Genomic DNA, 16,273 nt, shown 5'->3' with positions numbered 1-16,273 from the left:
TCCCCAAGCAGTCCATGGCCCCCTCCGCCCCTACCCGACCCGTCCCCGGGGCTCAGCCCCGGACCCCGCTCCTCGAACGCCGGAGGAGCTGAAGCTTCGCCCCCACGCACCGCCGGCCGGTAACGCACGGGAGGGGCCGTGCCGGTACATCCCAAGGTCCGTCGCTTACGTCCGGATCGAGCAGCGGCTCCCTCATGCACTCACGTCCGATCCAGCGGCGACGGACCGGGATGTACCGGCACGGCCCCGACCCACCCACCGGACCCTCAACGGACCAGCACCGGACCCCCACCTGACGCCGGAGCGAGCGAGCCCTCACCCACCCCACGGCAACCAGGCCCGGACCCTAAACCCCCCGTCCCCCACCACCCCGTGCTCGAGCCGCCCTCCCGCGAGAGTCGCCCGCTCCGTCAATCCGATCAGCCCCTGCCCGGACCCCGGCACCTTCGGCACCTCACCCGGCGGCGCGGGATTGGCGACGGTCACGGTCAGCCCGTCCCCGGCAGCCCCCCGCACGGTCACCGTGACCTCCGCACCGGGCGCGTGCTTGCGGGCGTTGGTCAGCCCCTCCTGGGCGATGCGGTACGCGGTGCGGCCGACGGACGCGGGCACGGCGGCCGGGTCGGCGACACGGTTGTCGAGAGCGACCTTCGTGCCGGCGGAGCGCGACTCGGCGACCAGTCCGTCGAGCGCGGCGAGCGTCGGCTGCGGCCGCCCCGCGTCGTCGGAGTCCCCGGCCCGCAGCACCCCGATGATCTCGCGCAGATCCTGCAGTGCCTCGTGTGCGCTCTCCCGGATGACCCCCGCGGCCCGGGCGACCTCCTCCCGGGGCGCGTCGGGCCGGAACTCCAACGCCCCCGCGTGCACGCTCAGCAGCGTGAGCCGGTGCGCGAGCACGTCGTGCATCTCGCGCGCGATCGCCTCGCGGGCCAGCCGCTGCGCCTGCTCCGCGCGCAGCGCCGCCTCCGTCTCGGCCCGCCGCGCCCGGTCCCGCAGACTCAGCATGAGCTGCCGCTTGGACCGTACGAACATGCCCCAGCCGACCAACGCCGAGGTGAGCAGCGCGGTGACAGCGATGGCGGCGGGGTACGGCAGGTCCGGGTCGGGCCGCAGCCAGAAGAACGCCGGGAGCAGCGCGAGCTGGACGCCGGCGACGCAGGCCACGTAGCGGAAGGGCCGGTGCACGGCGAGGGTGAACAGGGCGACCAGGCCCGCACCGCCCGCCGTGTTCGAGACCAGCCCGACCGGGATCATGGCGACGGCGAGCCCCAGCGGCCACCGCCGCCGCAGCCAGACCGCCGCACAGGCGAGCGCGCCGATCCACTGGTCGGCGACGGCGAGGCCGTGCGGGGTGTTCGGGTCGTCGGTCAGGGTGTTCGCGGCCGCGAGACCGATGGCGACGGCGAGCAGGAAGAGGCCGAAGTCGACGACCCAGTCGCGCAGGGTGCGCCGCGGCCGCCCGGAGCGCCCCGCGCGCTCGGCGTCGGGGTCGAGTTCCGCGGCCACGGCCGACGGCAGCAGCCAACGTCGGCCCGGCAGGGTCGACGCGGGAACGTCACGGGGCGCGGGCGCCGGATTGTCACCACTCACGGTCGACAAATCTACGCAGCCGAACCCGCCGCCACCTCCCCGCGAGCACGGTCTCCGACCAAAGTCGGCCCACTTCAGACTTTCGCCGGGCCGAGAGCGCCACACCCTGCGACTTCCGTCGGACAGGCCTCGCCCCGCGGCCGATGTGCCTGGGGGGTCCGCGGGGCGAGGGTCGTCCCATGAAGCAGATTCTGGAGGTGCTCGGATTCGTCGCCCTCGTTCAGGGCGTCCTCGGTCTGGTCCAGGAGATCACCGGCCGGCTGCACGGGTGGGGACTCGTGCAGCGGCTCGGTCTCCTCGACGGTTACGAGATCTACGCGAGCGCCGCACTTCTCGTGCTGGCGTTCGCACTGTTCGCGGCGGCGGAGAGCCGGAAACCCGGCTGATCTCGGCCCGGACTGCCGGCGACCCCGCTCACCGGCCGATCAGCAACCGAAGTTGATCAGCTTGAACGTGACGTAGTGGTCCGAGGTGTAGTAGTCCTCCAGGGTCTTCTTGCCGGTCACGATGCGACGGGCGCCACGCGTCGAGGAGCCGGGCGTCTTGACCGTGTACTCGTGGTAGTACCCGGTGGACTGGGAGGGCAGAACACCCTCCCGGTTCTGGAAGACCGCCCCGTCCTGCGAGTACGGGAAGGGACCTCCCGAGTCGATCAGATCCAGGGTGTCGTACGCCTGGGACGGCAGCGCGCCGTAGCAGATGCTGCCGACGGCGGTCGCCGCCGCGTTGGCCGGAACCACGGCGGTGCCGCCGACGAGCAGGGCGGACATGAGGGCCACGAGGGCACCGATACGAGTGGTACGTGGGGGGAATCTCATGGACCTAGGATGACGCGCGTAGAGCATGACATGTCAATGTCAAGGAAACTGATTTCTCCCGCCAAGTCCGATGATTTATCCGGGAGTTAACCTGTCGCGCGGCCTCCTCACCCGGTCCCCACAAGCACCGGGACACCGCCCGCCAGGCCCGTCGCCCCAGGACGTTCACCAGCGAGCGCGACACCCTCCGAGCTCGACGCCCGCCAAGGTCTTCCCCGGCACGGCTAGTAGCTGCCGTACGTCGGCCGGCCTTCGCGCTCGTAGGTGTTGATGGCGACGCCGGCACCGGTCGTGGTGCCACCGGTGCGCCGGAACGCGGTGGGAAGGCCGCCCTCGGCGAAGAGGCGGCGGCCCGCGCCCAGCACGACGGGGAAGGTCATCAGGTGCAGGGTGTCGACCAGGTCGAGCGCGAAGAGCGACTGGGCGAGCGCGGCGCTGCCGTGGACCTGGAGCTCGCCCTCGGTGCGCTCCTTGAGGGCGGTGACCTCCTTGTCGAGCTCGCCGGTGATCACGGTCGTGTTCTCCCAGGCGGGCTGTGTGAGGGTCGAGGAGGGGACGTACTTGGGCAGGGAGTTCAGCTTGGACGCGATCGGGTCGGCCTGGTCGGTGATCTTCGGCCAGTAGCCCGCGAAGATCTCGTACGTACGCCTGCCCAGCAGAAAGGCGTCCACGCGGGAGAACCCGTCGGTGACGAAGCGTCCGAAGTCCTCGTCGCCGTAGGGAACGCTCCAGCCGCCGTGCTCGAAGCCGCCGCTCGGGTCCTCCTCGGGACCGCCCGGCGCCTGGTGGACTCCGTCGAGCGTGACGAAAGCGGTAACGGTGAGCTTGCCCATGACGGTGCCTGCTTCCTTCCGAAGGGGTCTGCTGTCATCAGGGCAGACCCCACCGGCGCCCGCAACTCATCGGTCTCGCCGCCCCGCAAGCCGTCGGTCCCGCGGCGGAGTCACCCGGCGTCCCTCCCCTCGGTCCCGCCCCGAGGCCGTCCCGCTCGCGACTCCACGGCCGTGCCTCGGATTCACCCGGTGGCCGCTCGATCGTCCGGCCCCGACCGGGTCACCCCGCGTTGGTCGAGAAGAGACCGCCCGTCGGGCCCTGTTTGTCGCCGCCCTGGGCCTTCCTCAGGGCATTGGCGAGGCTCTCGATGGTGAGGGACTGGAGGATCACTCGTCCGTTGCCCTCCAGGGTGGCGAGCGACAGGCCCTCGCCGCCGAAGACCGCGTTCATCATCCCCTGCCGGTTGAGGCCGCCGATGCGCTGGATGCCGTACTGAATGCCCTCCTCGAAGGCGACGACACAGCCCGTGTCGACCTCGATGCGGCCGCCGAAGTCGGCCGGGTTCAGGTCGATGAAGTTGCCCGCGCCCGCGATGATCACCGTGCCCTGCCCGGTGAACTTCTCCAGGACGAATCCCTCGCCGCCGCTGCGCCCGGTCCGGCCGCCCTGGAAGGCGATCCCGAACTGCACGCTCGACTCCGCCGCCACGAAGGCGTCCTTCTCGGCGAACCACGCGCGCGTGCCGTCGAGCTCCAGGGCGCGCATCTCACCGGGCAGCACTCCGGCGAAGCCGACGGTGCCCTCGCCGCCCGTCGACGTGAAGTACTGGAACGCCAGCGACTCGCCCGCGAGGGCGCGCTGGCCGGCCTGCATGGCGGTTCCCACGGCCTGGCGCAGCATGCCGCCCATGCCGCCACCACCCTGCTGCTGGCCACCTCCTCCGCTGCCCGACGGCCCGGAGAGCCGCGTCTCCATGGTCACGTTGGTCGTCTTGAACAGGAACTTTCCCGCTTCGCAGTACACGGTCTGGCCGAGGCCCAGATTGACCACCGCCATCTGCATGGCGGTGCCGACGATTTCTTGCTGAAGAGTCACACAAGAGGAACGCGGGAGGCGGAGCGAAGAGTTCCGCGCCGACGGGTGAGGCGGTGCTCCCGGGGGCGGGCGTCCGTGAATGCGGTGTCCGTTCGCCGCCAGCACCGGGCGCGCGCGGCCGCTGGGATGGACGCATGACTTCTCAAGGAACCATGAACGGCAAAGTGGCCCTCGTGACCGGTGGCAGCCGGGGCATCGGGGCCGCGACGGCGCTGCGTCTCGCCCGCGAGGGCGCGGACGTGGCCGTCACCTATGTGCGGGGCAAGGAGGCCGCGGAGGACGTCGTACGAGGCATCGAGGCGCTCGGACGCAGAGGGCTCGCCCTGCGCGCGGACTCCTCGGACGCGGTGGAGGCCGGTGGGGTGGCCGACCGGGTCGTCGCGGAGTTCGGGCGGCTCGACGTGCTCGTCAACAACGCGGGGGTGGGGGTCCTGGGGCCCTTGGACTCCCTGTCCCTGGCGGACGTCGACCGGGTGCTCGCCGTCAACGTCCGAGGGGTCTTCCTGGCCTCCCGGTCGGCCGCGCCGCACCTCGGGGACGGCGGGCGGATCATCACGATCGGCACCTGCATGACACAGCGGGTCCCCGGCCCCGGCGGGACGCTCTACGCGACGAGCAAGTCGGCGCTGATCGGCCTGACCAAGGCGCTGGCCCGGGAACTGGGCGACCGCGGGGTCACCGCCAACATCGTCCATCCCGGGCCGATCGACACGGACATGAACCCGGCGGACGGCCCGTACGCACCGGCTCAGGCCGCGATGACCGCCGTGGGCCGCTTCGGCGCCGCCGACGAGGTCGCGTCGATGGTCGCGTATCTGGCGGGGAGCGAGGCGGGGTACGTGACGGGGGCCGAGTTCGCGGTGGACGGAGGCCACGCGGCCTAGCGCGGCCGGGTCGTCATCGAGCGAGGGCTCGGCCACCTCGCACAGCGAGTTCGAGGCGGCCGGCCGTCCCGAGCCCGTGGCACCGGACGACCGGGTGTCCACGGCCGCCCGGAGCACGGCCTGTGGGACGCACCGGAATCGGGTCTGTCCCACAGGCCCACACCCGTTGATCCGGCGGCGGCGCCGGGAGGCTCAGCCGCCCAGCTCCTGGTGGCGTGCCGCCAGGCGTGACGCGCCCTCCTCCGTCAGGGAGCCGAACAGGCGCAGGCGGGAGATGCCGCCGTCCGGGAAGATGTCCACGCGCGCGTGGGTGCCGACGACGGGTGCGGCCAGGGTGAAGCGGTGGTTGGTGTCGGGCTGGAGGCGGGTGCGGGGCAGGACCTCGGTCCACTCCCCCTCGTCGCCGTTCTTCACCGAGACCGAGGCCCATCCGGCGCTGTTGCCCTTCAGGTACGCCGTGTCGATCTCGAGGGCGCGGATCTCGGACTGGGCGACGAGCCGGTAGCGGATCCAGTCGTTGCCGTTGTCGCGACGGCGGCGCGTCTCCCAGCCGTCGTCCATCTTGCGGGAGCGGCCCGGCTGGATGGTGTTGGTGGCGGGCGAGTAGAAGAGGTTGGAGGCGTCCTCCGCCTGTCCGCCGTTCTCCAGGGCGACCACGTCGAAGGTGCCGAGGGCGGACAGCCAGCGCGGGTCGGGCACGACCTCGCCGTACACACGCAGCCGTGCGATGCCCCCGTCGGGGTGCTGGTTGACGCGCAGGTGCGTGAAGCGCTGTTCGACGGAGACGGCGAATCCGTTGGCCGCGTGACCGCCGACCGCGGTGCGCGGCACGAGGGTCGTCCACTTCACGTCGTCGGCGAGGAGTTCCTCCGGAGAGGGCGAACCGGGCACCGACACGCCCTCGACCGAGACCGCCTGCGGGTAGTTGCCGCGGAAGTGGGCCGTGTCGACCACGATCCCCCGGATCACGCCGGGGGCGCCGAGGCGCACCAGGGCCCAGTCGTGGTCCTCGGCGGTCGGCCACGGGTGCTCGGCCGAGGCGCCACGGCGCCGCCGGGTCTCCCAGCCGTCCATGATCTTGCCCTTGTGGCCGAAGTGCTCGGGGTCGAACTCGGCGGCCCCGGGGACGAGGAGGTTCTCGCGCTGGGCGAAGAACTCGTCGTTGGCGGCGACGACGCCGGCGCCGAGCCGCCGGTCGGCGAGGTCGGCGTACCGGGTGAAGGGGAAGTCGGCGGTGCGGTAGTCCGCGTACGGGTCGCCGCCTCCGTAGGGGTTCGCGTCTCCGGTGAAGGTGGCCAGAACGGTTGGGCGCTGCGCCGTCACGATGATCGATCTGCCTTTCGGGGTCGGCCGTTGCGGGTGCGGATGCGGTGCGGGTGCCGGAGTGCGGTGCGGCGGTCGGTGAGTGGGTCGGTGAGGGGGGTCGGTGGGGGTGATGCGTGAGGGGGGTCGGTGGGGTGATGCGTGAGAGGGTCGGTGAGGGGTTACGGGTGGCGGGTGAGGAGGTGGCCGGCGGGCTCGGCGAACCGGCCCTCGGCGACGATGCGTTCGCCGCGCAGCCAGGTCGACTTCACGACGCCGCTGAGGGTCCTGCCCGCGTAGGCCGTCACCCGGTTGCGGTGCTGGAGCGCGGCGGGATCGACGGTGAAGGTCTCGTCGGGGGCGAGCACCGCGAAGTCGGCGTCGCGGCCCGCCGCGATCGCGCCCTTGCGGTCGCCGAGGCCAACCAGTTCGGCCGTGCGGGAGGACATCCAGCGGACCACGTCCTCCAGGCCGTGGCCGCGCTCCCGGGCCTCGGTCCAGACGGCGGACAGGCTCAGCTGAAGTCCCGAGATGCCGCCCCACGCGGTCGCGAAGTCGTCCGTCTTGAGGTCGGCGGTCGACGGCGAGTGGTCGGTGACCACGCAGTCGATCGTGCCGTCGGCCAGCGCCTGCCACAGCAGGTCCTGGTTGGCGGCCTCGCGGATGGGCGGGCAGCACTTGAACTCGCTGGCGCCGTCCGGGACTTCCTCGGCGGTCAGGGTGAGGTAGTGCGGGCAGGTCTCCACCGTGAGCCGGACGCCCTCGGCCTTGGCTGCGGCGATCAGCGGGAGCGCGTCGCTCGACGACAGATGCAGCACGTGCACGCGGGCGTCGAGCCGTTTGGCCTGCGCGATGAGATTCGCGACGGCCGTGTCCTCGGCGTCGCGGGGGCGCGAGGCGAGGAAGTCGGCATATCTCCGGCCGCCCTTCTGCGGGGCGGACGCCAGGTGGTGCGGGTCCTCGGCGTGCACGATCAGCAGGCCGCCGAAACCGGCGATCTCGGCGAGGGACCGGGCGAGCTGGTCCTGGTCCAGTTCGGGGAACTCGTCGACGCCGGAGGGTGACAGGAACGCCTTGAAGCCGAAGACTCCGGCATCGTGCAGGGGCCGCAGATCCTTGACGTTGCCGGGGAGCGCGCCGCCCCAGAAACCGACGTCGATGTGCGCCTTGGAGCGGGCGACATCCTGCTTCGTACGGAGGTTGCCGACCGTCGTCGTCGGCGGGAGGGAGTTGAGCGGCATGTCGATCAGGGTGGTGATGCCGCCGGCGGCCGCGGCGCGCGTCGCCGTCCAGAAGCCCTCCCACTCGGTGCGTCCCGGGTCGTTCACATGGACGTGGGTGTCGACGAGACCGGGCAGCAGGACGTCGTCGCCGAAGTCCTCGAACCGGGCCCCGGGCGGCACCTCGGCGTCGTGCGGGAGCACGGCCGTGATCTTCCCCTGGGCGACCGCGACCGAAGCGGCGCGCGTCCCTTCGGGAGTGATGACGCGCGTCGAGCGCAGCACCAGTTCGACGTCGGACACCCGGACCCCTCTCTCTGCCGCCGTTGAATCCCGTCGCCGCCGGTTTACTTCCACGTAACGAAATTCAACGTTCTGTTGAAGGAGTCTTCACTCCGGCCCTCGTGCCGTCAAGGGTTCACTCCTCCACTCTGCCCCCGACCCGCCTCGCCCTGGATGTTTCCACAGAGTGGAAGTATGATTCCGGAAAGCAGAATGTAGTTTTGCACAACCGGGGAGTCGACCGACTGCCGGGTAGGCTGCGTCTCTGCCCGCCCGCCACCCGCCACCGCCCCGCTCGAGACGCTTCGGGTCACCCTCTCGATCCGCTCGATTCTGCGCCCCGAAAGGACCGCCGCCGTGCCGCCGTCCAGCGCCAGCACCACCGACGCCAAATCGTCCGCTCCCAGTGGCGGTGTCCAGTCCCTCGAGCGCGCCTTCGATCTGCTGGAGCGCATGGCGGACGCCGGGGGCGAGGTCGGCCTGAGCGAGCTCTCCGCGAGCAGCGGGCTGCCGCTGCCCACCATTCACCGGCTGATGCGCACCCTGGTGGCCTGCGGATACGTACGCCAGCAGACCAACCGCAGGTACGCGCTCGGGCCCCGTCTGATCCGCCTCGGCGAGTCCGCCTCCCGGCTGCTCGGCACCTGGGCCCGCCCCTACCTGGCGCGCCTGGTCGAGGAGACCGGGGAGACCGCGAACATGGCACTGCTCGACGGGGACGAGATCGTCTACGTCGCGCAGGTCCCGTCCAAGCACTCCATGCGCATGTTCACCGAGGTGGGCCGCCGGGTGCTGCCGCACTCCACAGGCGTCGGCAAGGCGCTGCTGGCCCACACTCCTGACGCCGAGGTGCGCGCGCTGCTCTCGCGAACCGGGATGCCCGCCGCGACGGAGAAGACGATCACCACGCCCGACGGCTTCCTCGCCGCGCTCGAAGAGGTACGCCGGGCCGGCTACGCGGTCGACGACAACGAGCAGGAGATCGGCGTCCGCTGCCTGGCCGTCTCCGTGCCCGACTCCCCGACCGCCGCCGCGATCTCGATCTCCGGTCCGGCCGGCCGGGTCACCGAGGCCGCCACCGACAAGATCGTGCCGGTCCTCCAGCAGGTCGCGGCCGAGCTGTCGGAGGCCCTGGCCAGCTCGGGCCCCGGCGCCGCCTGACCGGGGCCACCGCCCCCGGCCGCCCTGCACGAAACGGTCCCGGCCCGGCTCAGTCGGACCCGGCCGCTCCGACGAGTTCCCCCAGGCGCCCGTCCGTCATCTCCCGCACCGCGTCCGCCTCGCCGAGGTGGGCGCGGTCGTGCGTCACGAGGACGGTCGCCGTGCCGCGTTCACGGGTGAGCCGGACCAGCAGGTCGAGTACGGCTGTGCCCCGTTCGTAGTCCAGGGCGCTGGTCGGTTCGTCGACCAGGAGCACGGACGGCTCGTTGACCAGCGCGCGGGCGATGTTCACCCGCTGGCGCTGACCGCCGGAGAGCTGGTGGGGACGCCGGTGAGCCAGGTCGCCGAGTCCGACCGCGGCAAGCAACTCCCGCGCCCGGTCGGCCACTTGGCGCTTCCCGTCCAGGTGGCCCATCACCTGGAGCTGCTCCAGCGCGGTCAGTGAGGGCAGCAGGTTCGGCTGCTGGAACACGATCCCGATGGCGCGCCGCCGCAGGACGGCCCGTTCGGCGGGGGTCAGCGCCCCGGTCTCCGTACCGCCGACGAGGACGCGGCCGCGGTCCGGGGTGACCAGGGTCGCCGCGACCGCGAGGAGGCTGGACTTGCCGGATCCCGAGGGGCCGACGACGGCCGTCATGGTTCCGGCCGGCACCAGGAGGCCGACGCCGGCCAGAGCGGTCAGGCGGCCGTCGCCGTCCGGGTAGGTGAGGGTGATGTCGTCGAGCGTCAGGCTCATGGGGAACTCTCTCGTGGGTCGTTCGGGCGCTTGCGAGCACGTTCGCCCGGCGCTTCCGCGTGCCGTCGTGGCGTGCCCTCCCGCGCCTTGGCCAGCGCTTGCGAGCCCGTCCGTGGGCCGCTCCCCCGGGTTGTCACCGGGCGCTTCCCAGCGCGGTCAGCGGGTCGACGGCGGTGATCCGCCGGACGGACAGGCCCGCGCCGAGCGCCCCGAGGACGATGATCACGGCGGCGGGCGCGAGCACGGTCGGCCCGTCCAGCACGAACGGCACATCGCCGCCCCGCACGAGTGCTCCGGCTCCGGCGGCGAGCCCGGTGCCGAGCAGCGTGCCGCCGGTGAGCATCAGCACCGCCTGGCCGAGCGCGTCCCGCAGCAGATACGGCGTGGAGGCGCCCAGCGCCTTCAGGACGGCGATGTCCGGCGACCGCTGGATCGTCCAGACCGTGAAGAACGCTCCTATGACGAGCGCCGAGATGACGAAGAGGAAGCCGCGCATGAGCTGGAGCGAGCCGTTCTCCGCCCGGTAGGAGCCGATGGCGGTGAGTGCGTCGTCCCTGGTGAGGGTCTTCGTGCCCGCGGCCCGGTCGGCCGCCGCCAGGTCGGCGCCGTCGGTCCGCAGGGCCACCACGGTCGCAGGACCGGAGAGGTCGGTCCACACCACGGGGGTGTGGCTGTACGCGGCATGGCCCTCGACGGCCGCGACCGTCAGCTCGGTGCCCCCGAGCGCCACCCGGTCCCCCGCCGCGACCTCGAGCTCGGCGGCGGCCTTCTCCGAGAGCACGACCCGGCCGGGGGCGACCCCGGCCGGGGCGATCCCGGAGTGCGGCCGTACGGCGAAGGAGGACACCGCGGCCGTGCGGTTCCCGGCGCCGGCGTTCAGGGTGCGGATGCCGATCGGCTCGGCCGAGGTGACGCCCGGGCTGTCGGCCCAGGTCCGCCACGCGTGGGCGGGAACCGTCGAGCCGGTGAACGACACCGACTGCCCCGCGGGCGGCGCGGCGAAGGCGAGGTGGTCGGCGGGCAGCCCGGTGACCGCCGAGGTGTTCTCCTCGGCGAGCCCGGCGGTCAGCCCGGACAGCAGCCCCACGAGCAGGGTGATCAGTACGACCACGGCCCCCATCAGGGTGAACCGCCCCTTGGCGAACCGTAGGTCCCTCCATGCGACGAACATGGCACCACCCTGCGGTCCGGACCCTGTCCGGGGCATCGCGCCACAGCATGGTTCACCCGCGTCGAAAGTGGGGGCCCGAGGCGCCGGGAGGCGGACCGGCCGGCGCCGGAGGAAGGATCGCCCACGGACGCGGGAGGGAGGCCGCGCGGGCAAAGGGGGCAGTCCGCTTTCAACCTTTCGGTTGACCGGGGCCCGCCCGGACCCGCCTACCCTGGAACGACCATGAATGTCCCCCGCCGCTCCCCCGTCGTCGCCGTCCTGCGCCTGTGCCTGTACGCCCTGCTCGCGGGGCTTCTGGTGCTGGCCGCCGTCCGTTCAGGGGACAGCGGGCATCCGCGAGCGGTGGTCCTGTCGGTCCTCGTGACCGGCGCGGTGCTCGCGGCGGGCGCCGTCGGCCCGGCGGTGCACCGCTCACGCCGTACGGCCGCGCTGTGGGTGGCCGCCCTGAGCGCGAGCTGGCTGGTACTGGTCACGCTCTCGCCGGACGGGCTGTGGGTGGCGTTCCCGCTCTACTTCCTGCAGCTGCACCTGTTGCCGGTGCGCTGGAGCCTGCCCGCCGTCGCCCTGACCGCCGGGGCCGCCATCGCGAGCTTCGTGGCGCACGGCGCGCCCCTGACGCCCGGCGCGTTCATCGGCCCGCTCCTCGGGGCGGCGGTCGCGGTCGCCACCGTCCTCGGGTACGAGGCGCTGTACCGGGAGAGCGAGCGCCGCCGCGAACTCATCGAGGAACTCATCGCCACCCGCGCCGAGCTGGCCGAGGCCGAGCGTACGGCGGGCACGCTCGCCGAGCGGGAGCGGCTCGCCCACGAGATCCACGACACGCTCGCCCAGGGCCTGTCCAGCATCCAGCTCCTGCTGCGGGCCGCCCAGCGTCTGCTGCCCGCGGGCTCCCCGGCGGCCCCGCACCTGGAGCAGGCCCGGGCGACCGCGCAGGACAACCTCGCCGAGGCCCGCCGCTTCGTCCGCGCCCTCACCCCTCCCGATCTGGAACACGGCTCGCTGGCCGCCGCCCTGGAGCGGCTGTGCCGTTCGGCCGCCGTGGACGCGCCGAAGGTCCGTTTCTCGGTGAGCGGTCCGCCCGCCGGGCTTCCGACCCCGTACGAGGTGGCCCTGCTGCGGATCGCCCAGTCGGCGCTCGGCAACACGCTGCGCCACGCGCACGCCGACCGCGTGGAGATCACGCTCAGCTTCATGGACACCTCGGTCGCCCTGGACGTGGTCGACGACGGTGCCGGCTTCGCCCCCGGCGACGTACCCCCGGACAGGGACCGTGCGGACGGGGGCTTCGGTCTCCCCGCGATGCGCTCGCGGGCGGAGTCGCTGGGCGGGACGTTCACCGTCGAGTCGGCGCCCGGACAGGGCACGGCGGTGGCGGTCACGCTGCCGCTGCCCGTCGCCGGGGTGCCGGCGGGGCCCGGGTCCGCCGGTCCCGGCCGGCTCCCGCTCCCGGACGCCGTGGGGAGCCGGCCATGACCGTCCGCCTGCTGCTCGCGGACGACCACCCCGTCGTCCGCGCGGGGCTGCGTGCCGTGCTGTCCGGCGAGCCGGACTTCGAGATCGTCGCGGAGGCGCCGACGGCGGAGGCCGCGGTGGAGCGCGCCGGGGCGGGCGATGTCGACGTCGTCCTCATGGACCTCCAGTTCGGCTCCGGGATGCACGGAGCGGAGGCCACGGCGGCCATCACGGCACGCCCCGGCGCACCCCGTGTCCTCGTCCTCACCACGTACGACACCGACGCGGACATCCTCGCCGCGGTCGAGGCGGGCGCCTCGGGCTATCTCCTCAAGGACGCCCCGCCCGAGGAGCTCTCCGCAGCCGTGCGCACCGCCGCGTCGGGTCACTCGGCGCTGGCCCCGACGGTCGCCGACCGCCTGATGGACCGCATGCGCACCCCCGCCGCCGCCCTCAGCCGTCGCGAACTGGAAGTCCTCGAACTGGTCAAGGACGGTCTCTCGAACCAGCAGATCAGCAAGAAGCTGTTCCTGAGCCAGGCGACCGTGAAGTCCCATCTGGTCCACATCTACGCGAAGTTGGGCGTGGACTCCCGTACCTCGGCGGTGGCTACGGCCACCGAGCGGGGTGTCATCCGCAGACACGGCTAGGGCGTGTCCGCCCGGGGGCGGGCCGGGAGCGCGGGTCCCGGACGGGCCCGACCTGAGCGCCCCCGGGGCGTGCGCGGGCCCGACAGGACCCGCGCCGGTGAGGGGCTGCGCTCGCCCTGAGTCACCGACGGGTTCGGTGCGGAGGTTCTCCGAAGAGTTCCACCGCGGTGCGCACGTCCGCGAGACGTGTCGCCAGGGCGCTGACCGAGCCGATCGCGCCCGCGACCAGGAGGAGGGAGCGGCGCAGCCGGGGGATCTCGGGCTCGCCCGCGGCGGCCATCGCGGCGAGCGCCGCGAGCTCGTCCTCGGCGATGCCGCGGTCGGGGAACTCGGCCGGATGCGTGGCGAGTTCACGGCGCAGCCGGGAGACGGCGGTCCGTAGTTCCGCCACCCTCGGGTCCTCGTCGCTGCCGGTCACTGGCCTCTGCCCCAAGCTCCGCAACACAGCTCTCCCCCTGGCACGCCGTTGTGCGTCGGTCCTTCTCGTGTCGGCCCCAGCTCCCCATGGCGGTGGTCGGGCGCCGGGGGACGCGGGCCAGTAAACGCCACCTGACGCGCCGGGCGCCACCGCGCGGACCGAATTTCAGCCCGGCGACATCGGGGTGACGGCCCGGGTCCCGGGGCGCGCTCCGGCCCGGTCGGGTATGCAGGGGACATGACGGAGAACACGGACGAGGTGGCCGGGCTGCTGCTGGCGGCCGGCGGCGGCCGGCGCCTCGGGGGCCGCCCCAAGGCACTCCTGCCGCACCGGGGACGGCCCCTCGTCGAGCACGCGGTCGCAGTGCTGCGCGCCGGCGGCTGCACGCGCGTCCATGTCGTCCTCGGCGCCCGGGCCGATGCCGTACGGGATCAGGCGTCGCTGGCCGGGTGCGTCCTCGTGGACAACCCGGAGTGGGAGGAGGGCATGGGCTCCTCGCTGCGTGCGGGGCTGGACTCGCTGGCGGACTCGGGGGCGCGGGCCGCGCTGGTGTCGCTGGTCGACCAGCCGGGGATCGGCCGGGAGGCGGTGGCCCGGGTGCTCGCCGCGTACACCTCCCCGCTGTCGCTCGCCGCGGCGGCGTACGACGGTGAACGCGGCCATCCGGTGCTCTTCGGGGCCGGTCACTGGGCCGGGATCGCGGCGACCGCCACCGGTGACCGGGGCGCGCGCGCCTACCTGAAGGCCCACCGGGACGCGGTCACCCTCGTCGAGTGCGGGGATGTGGCGCGGGCGTACGACATCGACACGGAGGCCGACCTGATCCACCTTGAGTGAACGGGGTGGCACCGAGCGCCACCTTCTGTCGACCCGGAGAATCTCGACATCAACAAACCATTGAACTTCCACCATGAGGAAACTAGTATCCACTGTTCAGAAGCGCCCCGCCGTGTCGAGGGCGCCCGGCGCCATCCCCGCGCCCCCATGGCACCGGGTGCCGGGCGCGGTGACGCCGCCCGTGGTTCGCTCGCATGGCCCGTATGTTGCTCGCCCGCACGTAGCTCGCTGAAGGAAGTGACAGCTCATGTCCGCACCAGCGCCGTCCCCGCTGGCCATCGTCGACGCCGAGCCCCTGCCCCGGCAGGAAGAGGTCCTCACCGACGCGGCCCTCGCCTTCGTGGCCGAGCTGCACCGGCTGTTCACGCCCCGGCGTGACGAGCTCCTCGCCCGCCGCGCGGAGCGCCGCGCCGAGATCGCCCGCACCTCCACGCTCGACTTCCTCCCGGAGACCGCCGCGATCCGCGCGGACGACTCCTGGAGGGTGGCCCCCGCTCCGGCCGCGCTGAACGACCGCCGGGTCGAGATCACCGGCCCCACCGACCGCAAGATGACGATCAACGCCCTCAACTCCGGCGCCCGGGTGTGGCTCGCGGACTTCGAGGACGCCTCGGCGCCCACCTGGGAGAACGTGGTCCTCGGTCAGCTCAACCTGATCGACGCGTACACCCGCAGCATCGACTTCACCGACCCGAGGTCCGGCAAGTCGTACGCCCTGAAGCCGAACGACGAGCTCGCGACGGTCGTGATGCGGCCGCGCGGCTGGCACCTGAACGAGCGCCACCTCGTCGCCGCCGACGGCACGCCCGTGCCCGGCGCTCTGGTCGACTTCGGCCTGTACTTCTTCCACAACGCGCAGCGGCTGCTCGACCTCGGCAAGGGCCCGTACTTCTACCTGCCGAAGACGGAGTCGCACCTCGAAGCCCGCCTGTGGAACGACGTGTTCGTCTTCGCGCAGGACTACGTCGGCATTCCGCGGGGCACGGTCCGCGCGACCGTCCTGATCGAGACGATCACGGCCGCGTACGAGATGGACGAGATCCTCTACGAACTCCGCGACCACGCGGCCGGGTTGAACGCGGGCCGCTGGGACTATCTCTTCTCGATCGTCAAGAACTTCCGTGACGGCGGGACCAAGTTCGTGCTGCCGGACCGCAACGCGGTGACGATGACGGCCCCGTTCATGCGCGCGTACACCGAACTCCTCGTCCGCACCTGCCACAAGCGCGGCGCGCACGCGATCGGCGGCATGGCCGCGTTCATCCCCTCGCGGCGCGACGAAGAGGTCAACAAGGTCGCCTTCGAGAAGGTCAAGGCCGACAAGGACCGTGAGGCCGGCGACGGCTTCGACGGTTCGTGGGTGGCCCACCCCGACCTCGTCCCGATCGCGATGGCCTCCTTCGACGCCGTTCTCGGCGCCCGTCCCAACCAGAAGGACCGGCTGCGCGAGGACGTGTCGGTCGCGGCCGGCGACCTCATCGCCATCGACTCGCTGGACGCCCGGCCGACGTACGACGGTCTGGTCAACGCCGTGCAGGTCGGCATCCGTTATATCGAGGCCTGGCTGCGGGGCCTCGGCGCGGTCGCCATCTTCAACCTCATGGAGGACGCCGCCACCGCCGAGATCTCGCGCTCGCAGATCTGGCAGTGGATCAACGCCGGTGTCGTCTTCGAGCACGACGGAAAGACCGTGGCCGCCACCCCCGAGCTGGCGCGCGAGGTCGCCGCGCGGGAACTCGCGAACATCCGCGCCGAGCTCGGCGAGGAGGCCTTCGCGGCCGGCACCTGGCAGCAGGCGCACGACCTGCTGCTGAAGGTCGCGCTGGACGAGGACTACGCGGACTTCCTGACGCTGCCCGCCTACGAGCAGCTGGCCGGCTGAC

16 protein-coding genes are annotated in these 16,273 nt (G+C 72.6%); 7 read left to right on the top strand and 9 right to left on the bottom strand.

What is annotated here, in order from left to right:
• Window positions 1–315 precede the first annotated feature (315 nt).
• On the bottom strand, window positions 316–1,590 hold the full coding sequence (locus tag OG788_RS34615; protein ID WP_351536378.1) for a histidine kinase: 1,275 nt from the start codon (window positions 1,588–1,590) through the stop codon (window positions 316–318).
• A gap of 179 nt (window positions 1,591–1,769) precedes the next feature.
• Here OG788_RS34615 and OG788_RS34610 point away from each other — a divergent pair, with 179 nt between their 5' ends.
• Complete coding sequence (locus OG788_RS34610) at window positions 1,770–1,976, top strand: hypothetical protein (RefSeq protein ID WP_406375022.1); 207 nt, start codon at window positions 1,770–1,772, stop codon at window positions 1,974–1,976.
• 39 nt (window positions 1,977–2,015) lie between these two features.
• Here the strand turns inward: OG788_RS34610 and OG788_RS34605 are convergent, their stop codons facing one another.
• From OG788_RS34605 to OG788_RS34595, 3 genes are all read right to left on the bottom strand, one after another.
• Window positions 2,016–2,408, bottom strand: coding sequence for a ribonuclease (locus tag OG788_RS34605; RefSeq protein WP_266763750.1), 393 nt, complete (start codon window positions 2,406–2,408; stop codon window positions 2,016–2,018).
• Between the two features lie 224 nt (window positions 2,409–2,632).
• On the bottom strand, window positions 2,633–3,241 hold the full coding sequence (locus OG788_RS34600) for a dihydrofolate reductase family protein (RefSeq protein ID WP_406375021.1): 609 nt from the start codon (window positions 3,239–3,241) through the stop codon (window positions 2,633–2,635).
• A gap of 220 nt (window positions 3,242–3,461) precedes the next feature.
• Entirely contained in the window at window positions 3,462–4,277 is an 816-nt protein-coding gene (locus OG788_RS34595; RefSeq protein ID WP_356755938.1) for an AIM24 family protein, read from the bottom strand.
• Window positions 4,278–4,429: 152 nt separating this feature from the next.
• Between OG788_RS34595 and OG788_RS34590 the strand changes: the two genes are divergently transcribed.
• A complete protein-coding gene (locus OG788_RS34590; RefSeq protein WP_356755936.1) occupies window positions 4,430–5,161 on the top strand; it encodes a 3-oxoacyl-ACP reductase family protein in 732 nt (243 codons plus the stop codon).
• A gap of 192 nt (window positions 5,162–5,353) precedes the next feature.
• On the opposite strand, the gene alc is transcribed toward OG788_RS34590, so the two are convergent.
• Window positions 5,354–6,484, bottom strand: a complete 1,131-nt coding sequence (alc, locus tag OG788_RS34585) for an allantoicase (protein WP_406375020.1) — start codon at window positions 6,482–6,484, stop codon at window positions 5,354–5,356.
• A 161-nt stretch (window positions 6,485–6,645) separates the two neighbouring features.
• Window positions 6,646–7,986: an allantoinase AllB gene (gene allB, locus OG788_RS34580; protein ID WP_406375019.1), complete on the bottom strand. Its 1,341-nt coding sequence runs from the start codon at window positions 7,984–7,986 to the stop codon at window positions 6,646–6,648.
• A 336-nt stretch (window positions 7,987–8,322) separates the two neighbouring features.
• Between allB and OG788_RS34575 the strand changes: the two genes are divergently transcribed.
• On the top strand, window positions 8,323–9,126 hold the full coding sequence (locus OG788_RS34575; RefSeq protein WP_266763744.1) for an IclR family transcriptional regulator: 804 nt from the start codon (window positions 8,323–8,325) through the stop codon (window positions 9,124–9,126).
• A 49-nt stretch (window positions 9,127–9,175) separates the two neighbouring features.
• Here OG788_RS34575 and OG788_RS34570 read toward each other — a convergent pair whose 3' ends face one another.
• Together OG788_RS34570 and OG788_RS34565 are read right to left on the bottom strand one after the other, a co-directional pair.
• Window positions 9,176–9,862: an ABC transporter ATP-binding protein gene (locus OG788_RS34570; protein ID WP_406375018.1), complete on the bottom strand. Its 687-nt coding sequence runs from the start codon at window positions 9,860–9,862 to the stop codon at window positions 9,176–9,178.
• Window positions 9,863–9,995: 133 nt separating this feature from the next.
• On the bottom strand, window positions 9,996–11,033 hold the full coding sequence (locus tag OG788_RS34565; RefSeq protein WP_406375017.1) for an ABC transporter permease: 1,038 nt from the start codon (window positions 11,031–11,033) through the stop codon (window positions 9,996–9,998).
• 222 nt (window positions 11,034–11,255) lie between these two features.
• Here OG788_RS34565 and OG788_RS34560 point away from each other — a divergent pair, with 222 nt between their 5' ends.
• A complete protein-coding gene (locus OG788_RS34560) occupies window positions 11,256–12,506 on the top strand; it encodes a sensor histidine kinase (protein ID WP_406375016.1) in 1,251 nt (416 codons plus the stop codon).
• Window positions 12,503–13,135 carry a response regulator gene (locus OG788_RS34555; RefSeq protein ID WP_406375015.1) on the top strand — a complete coding sequence of 211 codons (633 nt, stop codon included), beginning with the start codon at window positions 12,503–12,505 and terminating at the stop codon, window positions 13,133–13,135. Before OG788_RS34560 ends, OG788_RS34555 begins: the two co-directional genes overlap by 4 nt.
• Before the next feature lie 121 nt (window positions 13,136–13,256).
• Here the strand turns inward: OG788_RS34555 and OG788_RS34550 are convergent, their stop codons facing one another.
• Window positions 13,257–13,553, bottom strand: coding sequence for a DUF5955 family protein (locus OG788_RS34550; RefSeq protein ID WP_406375014.1), 297 nt, complete (start codon window positions 13,551–13,553; stop codon window positions 13,257–13,259).
• A gap of 237 nt (window positions 13,554–13,790) precedes the next feature.
• Between OG788_RS34550 and OG788_RS34545 the strand changes: the two genes are divergently transcribed.
• Window positions 13,791–14,390, top strand: coding sequence for a nucleotidyltransferase family protein (locus OG788_RS34545; RefSeq protein WP_351536429.1), 600 nt, complete (start codon window positions 13,791–13,793; stop codon window positions 14,388–14,390).
• A gap of 247 nt (window positions 14,391–14,637) precedes the next feature.
• Window positions 14,638–16,272, top strand: coding sequence for a malate synthase A (gene aceB / locus OG788_RS34540; protein WP_406375013.1), 1,635 nt, complete (start codon window positions 14,638–14,640; stop codon window positions 16,270–16,272).
• Window position 16,273 lies beyond the last annotated feature (1 nt).

It is taken from the genome of Streptomyces sp. NBC_00647, from assembly GCF_045207245.1.
Classification (GTDB): Bacteria; Actinomycetota; Actinomycetes; order Streptomycetales; family Streptomycetaceae; genus Streptomyces.
This window is presented reverse-complemented; position numbering and strand designations above follow the sequence as displayed.

Bases quoted from the DNA above. Each gene is read 5' to 3' on its own strand.
- OG788_RS34610 (WP_406375022.1), top strand. From the start codon at position 1,770: ATGAAGCAGATTCTGGAGGTGCTCGGATTCGTCGCCCTCGTTCAGGGC.
- OG788_RS34605 (WP_266763750.1), bottom strand. From the start codon at position 2,408: ATGAGATTCCCCCCACGTACCACTCGTATCGGTGCCCTCGTGGCCCTC.
- OG788_RS34600 (WP_406375021.1), bottom strand. From the start codon at position 3,241: ATGGGCAAGCTCACCGTTACCGCTTTCGTCACGCTCGACGGAGTCCAC.
- OG788_RS34590 (WP_356755936.1), top strand. From the start codon at position 4,430: ATGAACGGCAAAGTGGCCCTCGTGACCGGTGGCAGCCGGGGCATCGGG.
- OG788_RS34570 (WP_406375018.1), bottom strand. From the start codon at position 9,862: ATGAGCCTGACGCTCGACGACATCACCCTCACCTACCCGGACGGCGAC.
- OG788_RS34565 (WP_406375017.1), bottom strand. From the start codon at position 11,033: ATGTTCGTCGCATGGAGGGACCTACGGTTCGCCAAGGGGCGGTTCACC.
- OG788_RS34560 (WP_406375016.1), top strand. From the start codon at position 11,256: ATGAATGTCCCCCGCCGCTCCCCCGTCGTCGCCGTCCTGCGCCTGTGC.
- OG788_RS34555 (WP_406375015.1), top strand. From the start codon at position 12,503: ATGACCGTCCGCCTGCTGCTCGCGGACGACCACCCCGTCGTCCGCGCG.
- OG788_RS34545 (WP_351536429.1), top strand. From the start codon at position 13,791: ATGACGGAGAACACGGACGAGGTGGCCGGGCTGCTGCTGGCGGCCGGC.
- aceB (WP_406375013.1), top strand. From the start codon at position 14,638: ATGTCCGCACCAGCGCCGTCCCCGCTGGCCATCGTCGACGCCGAGCCC.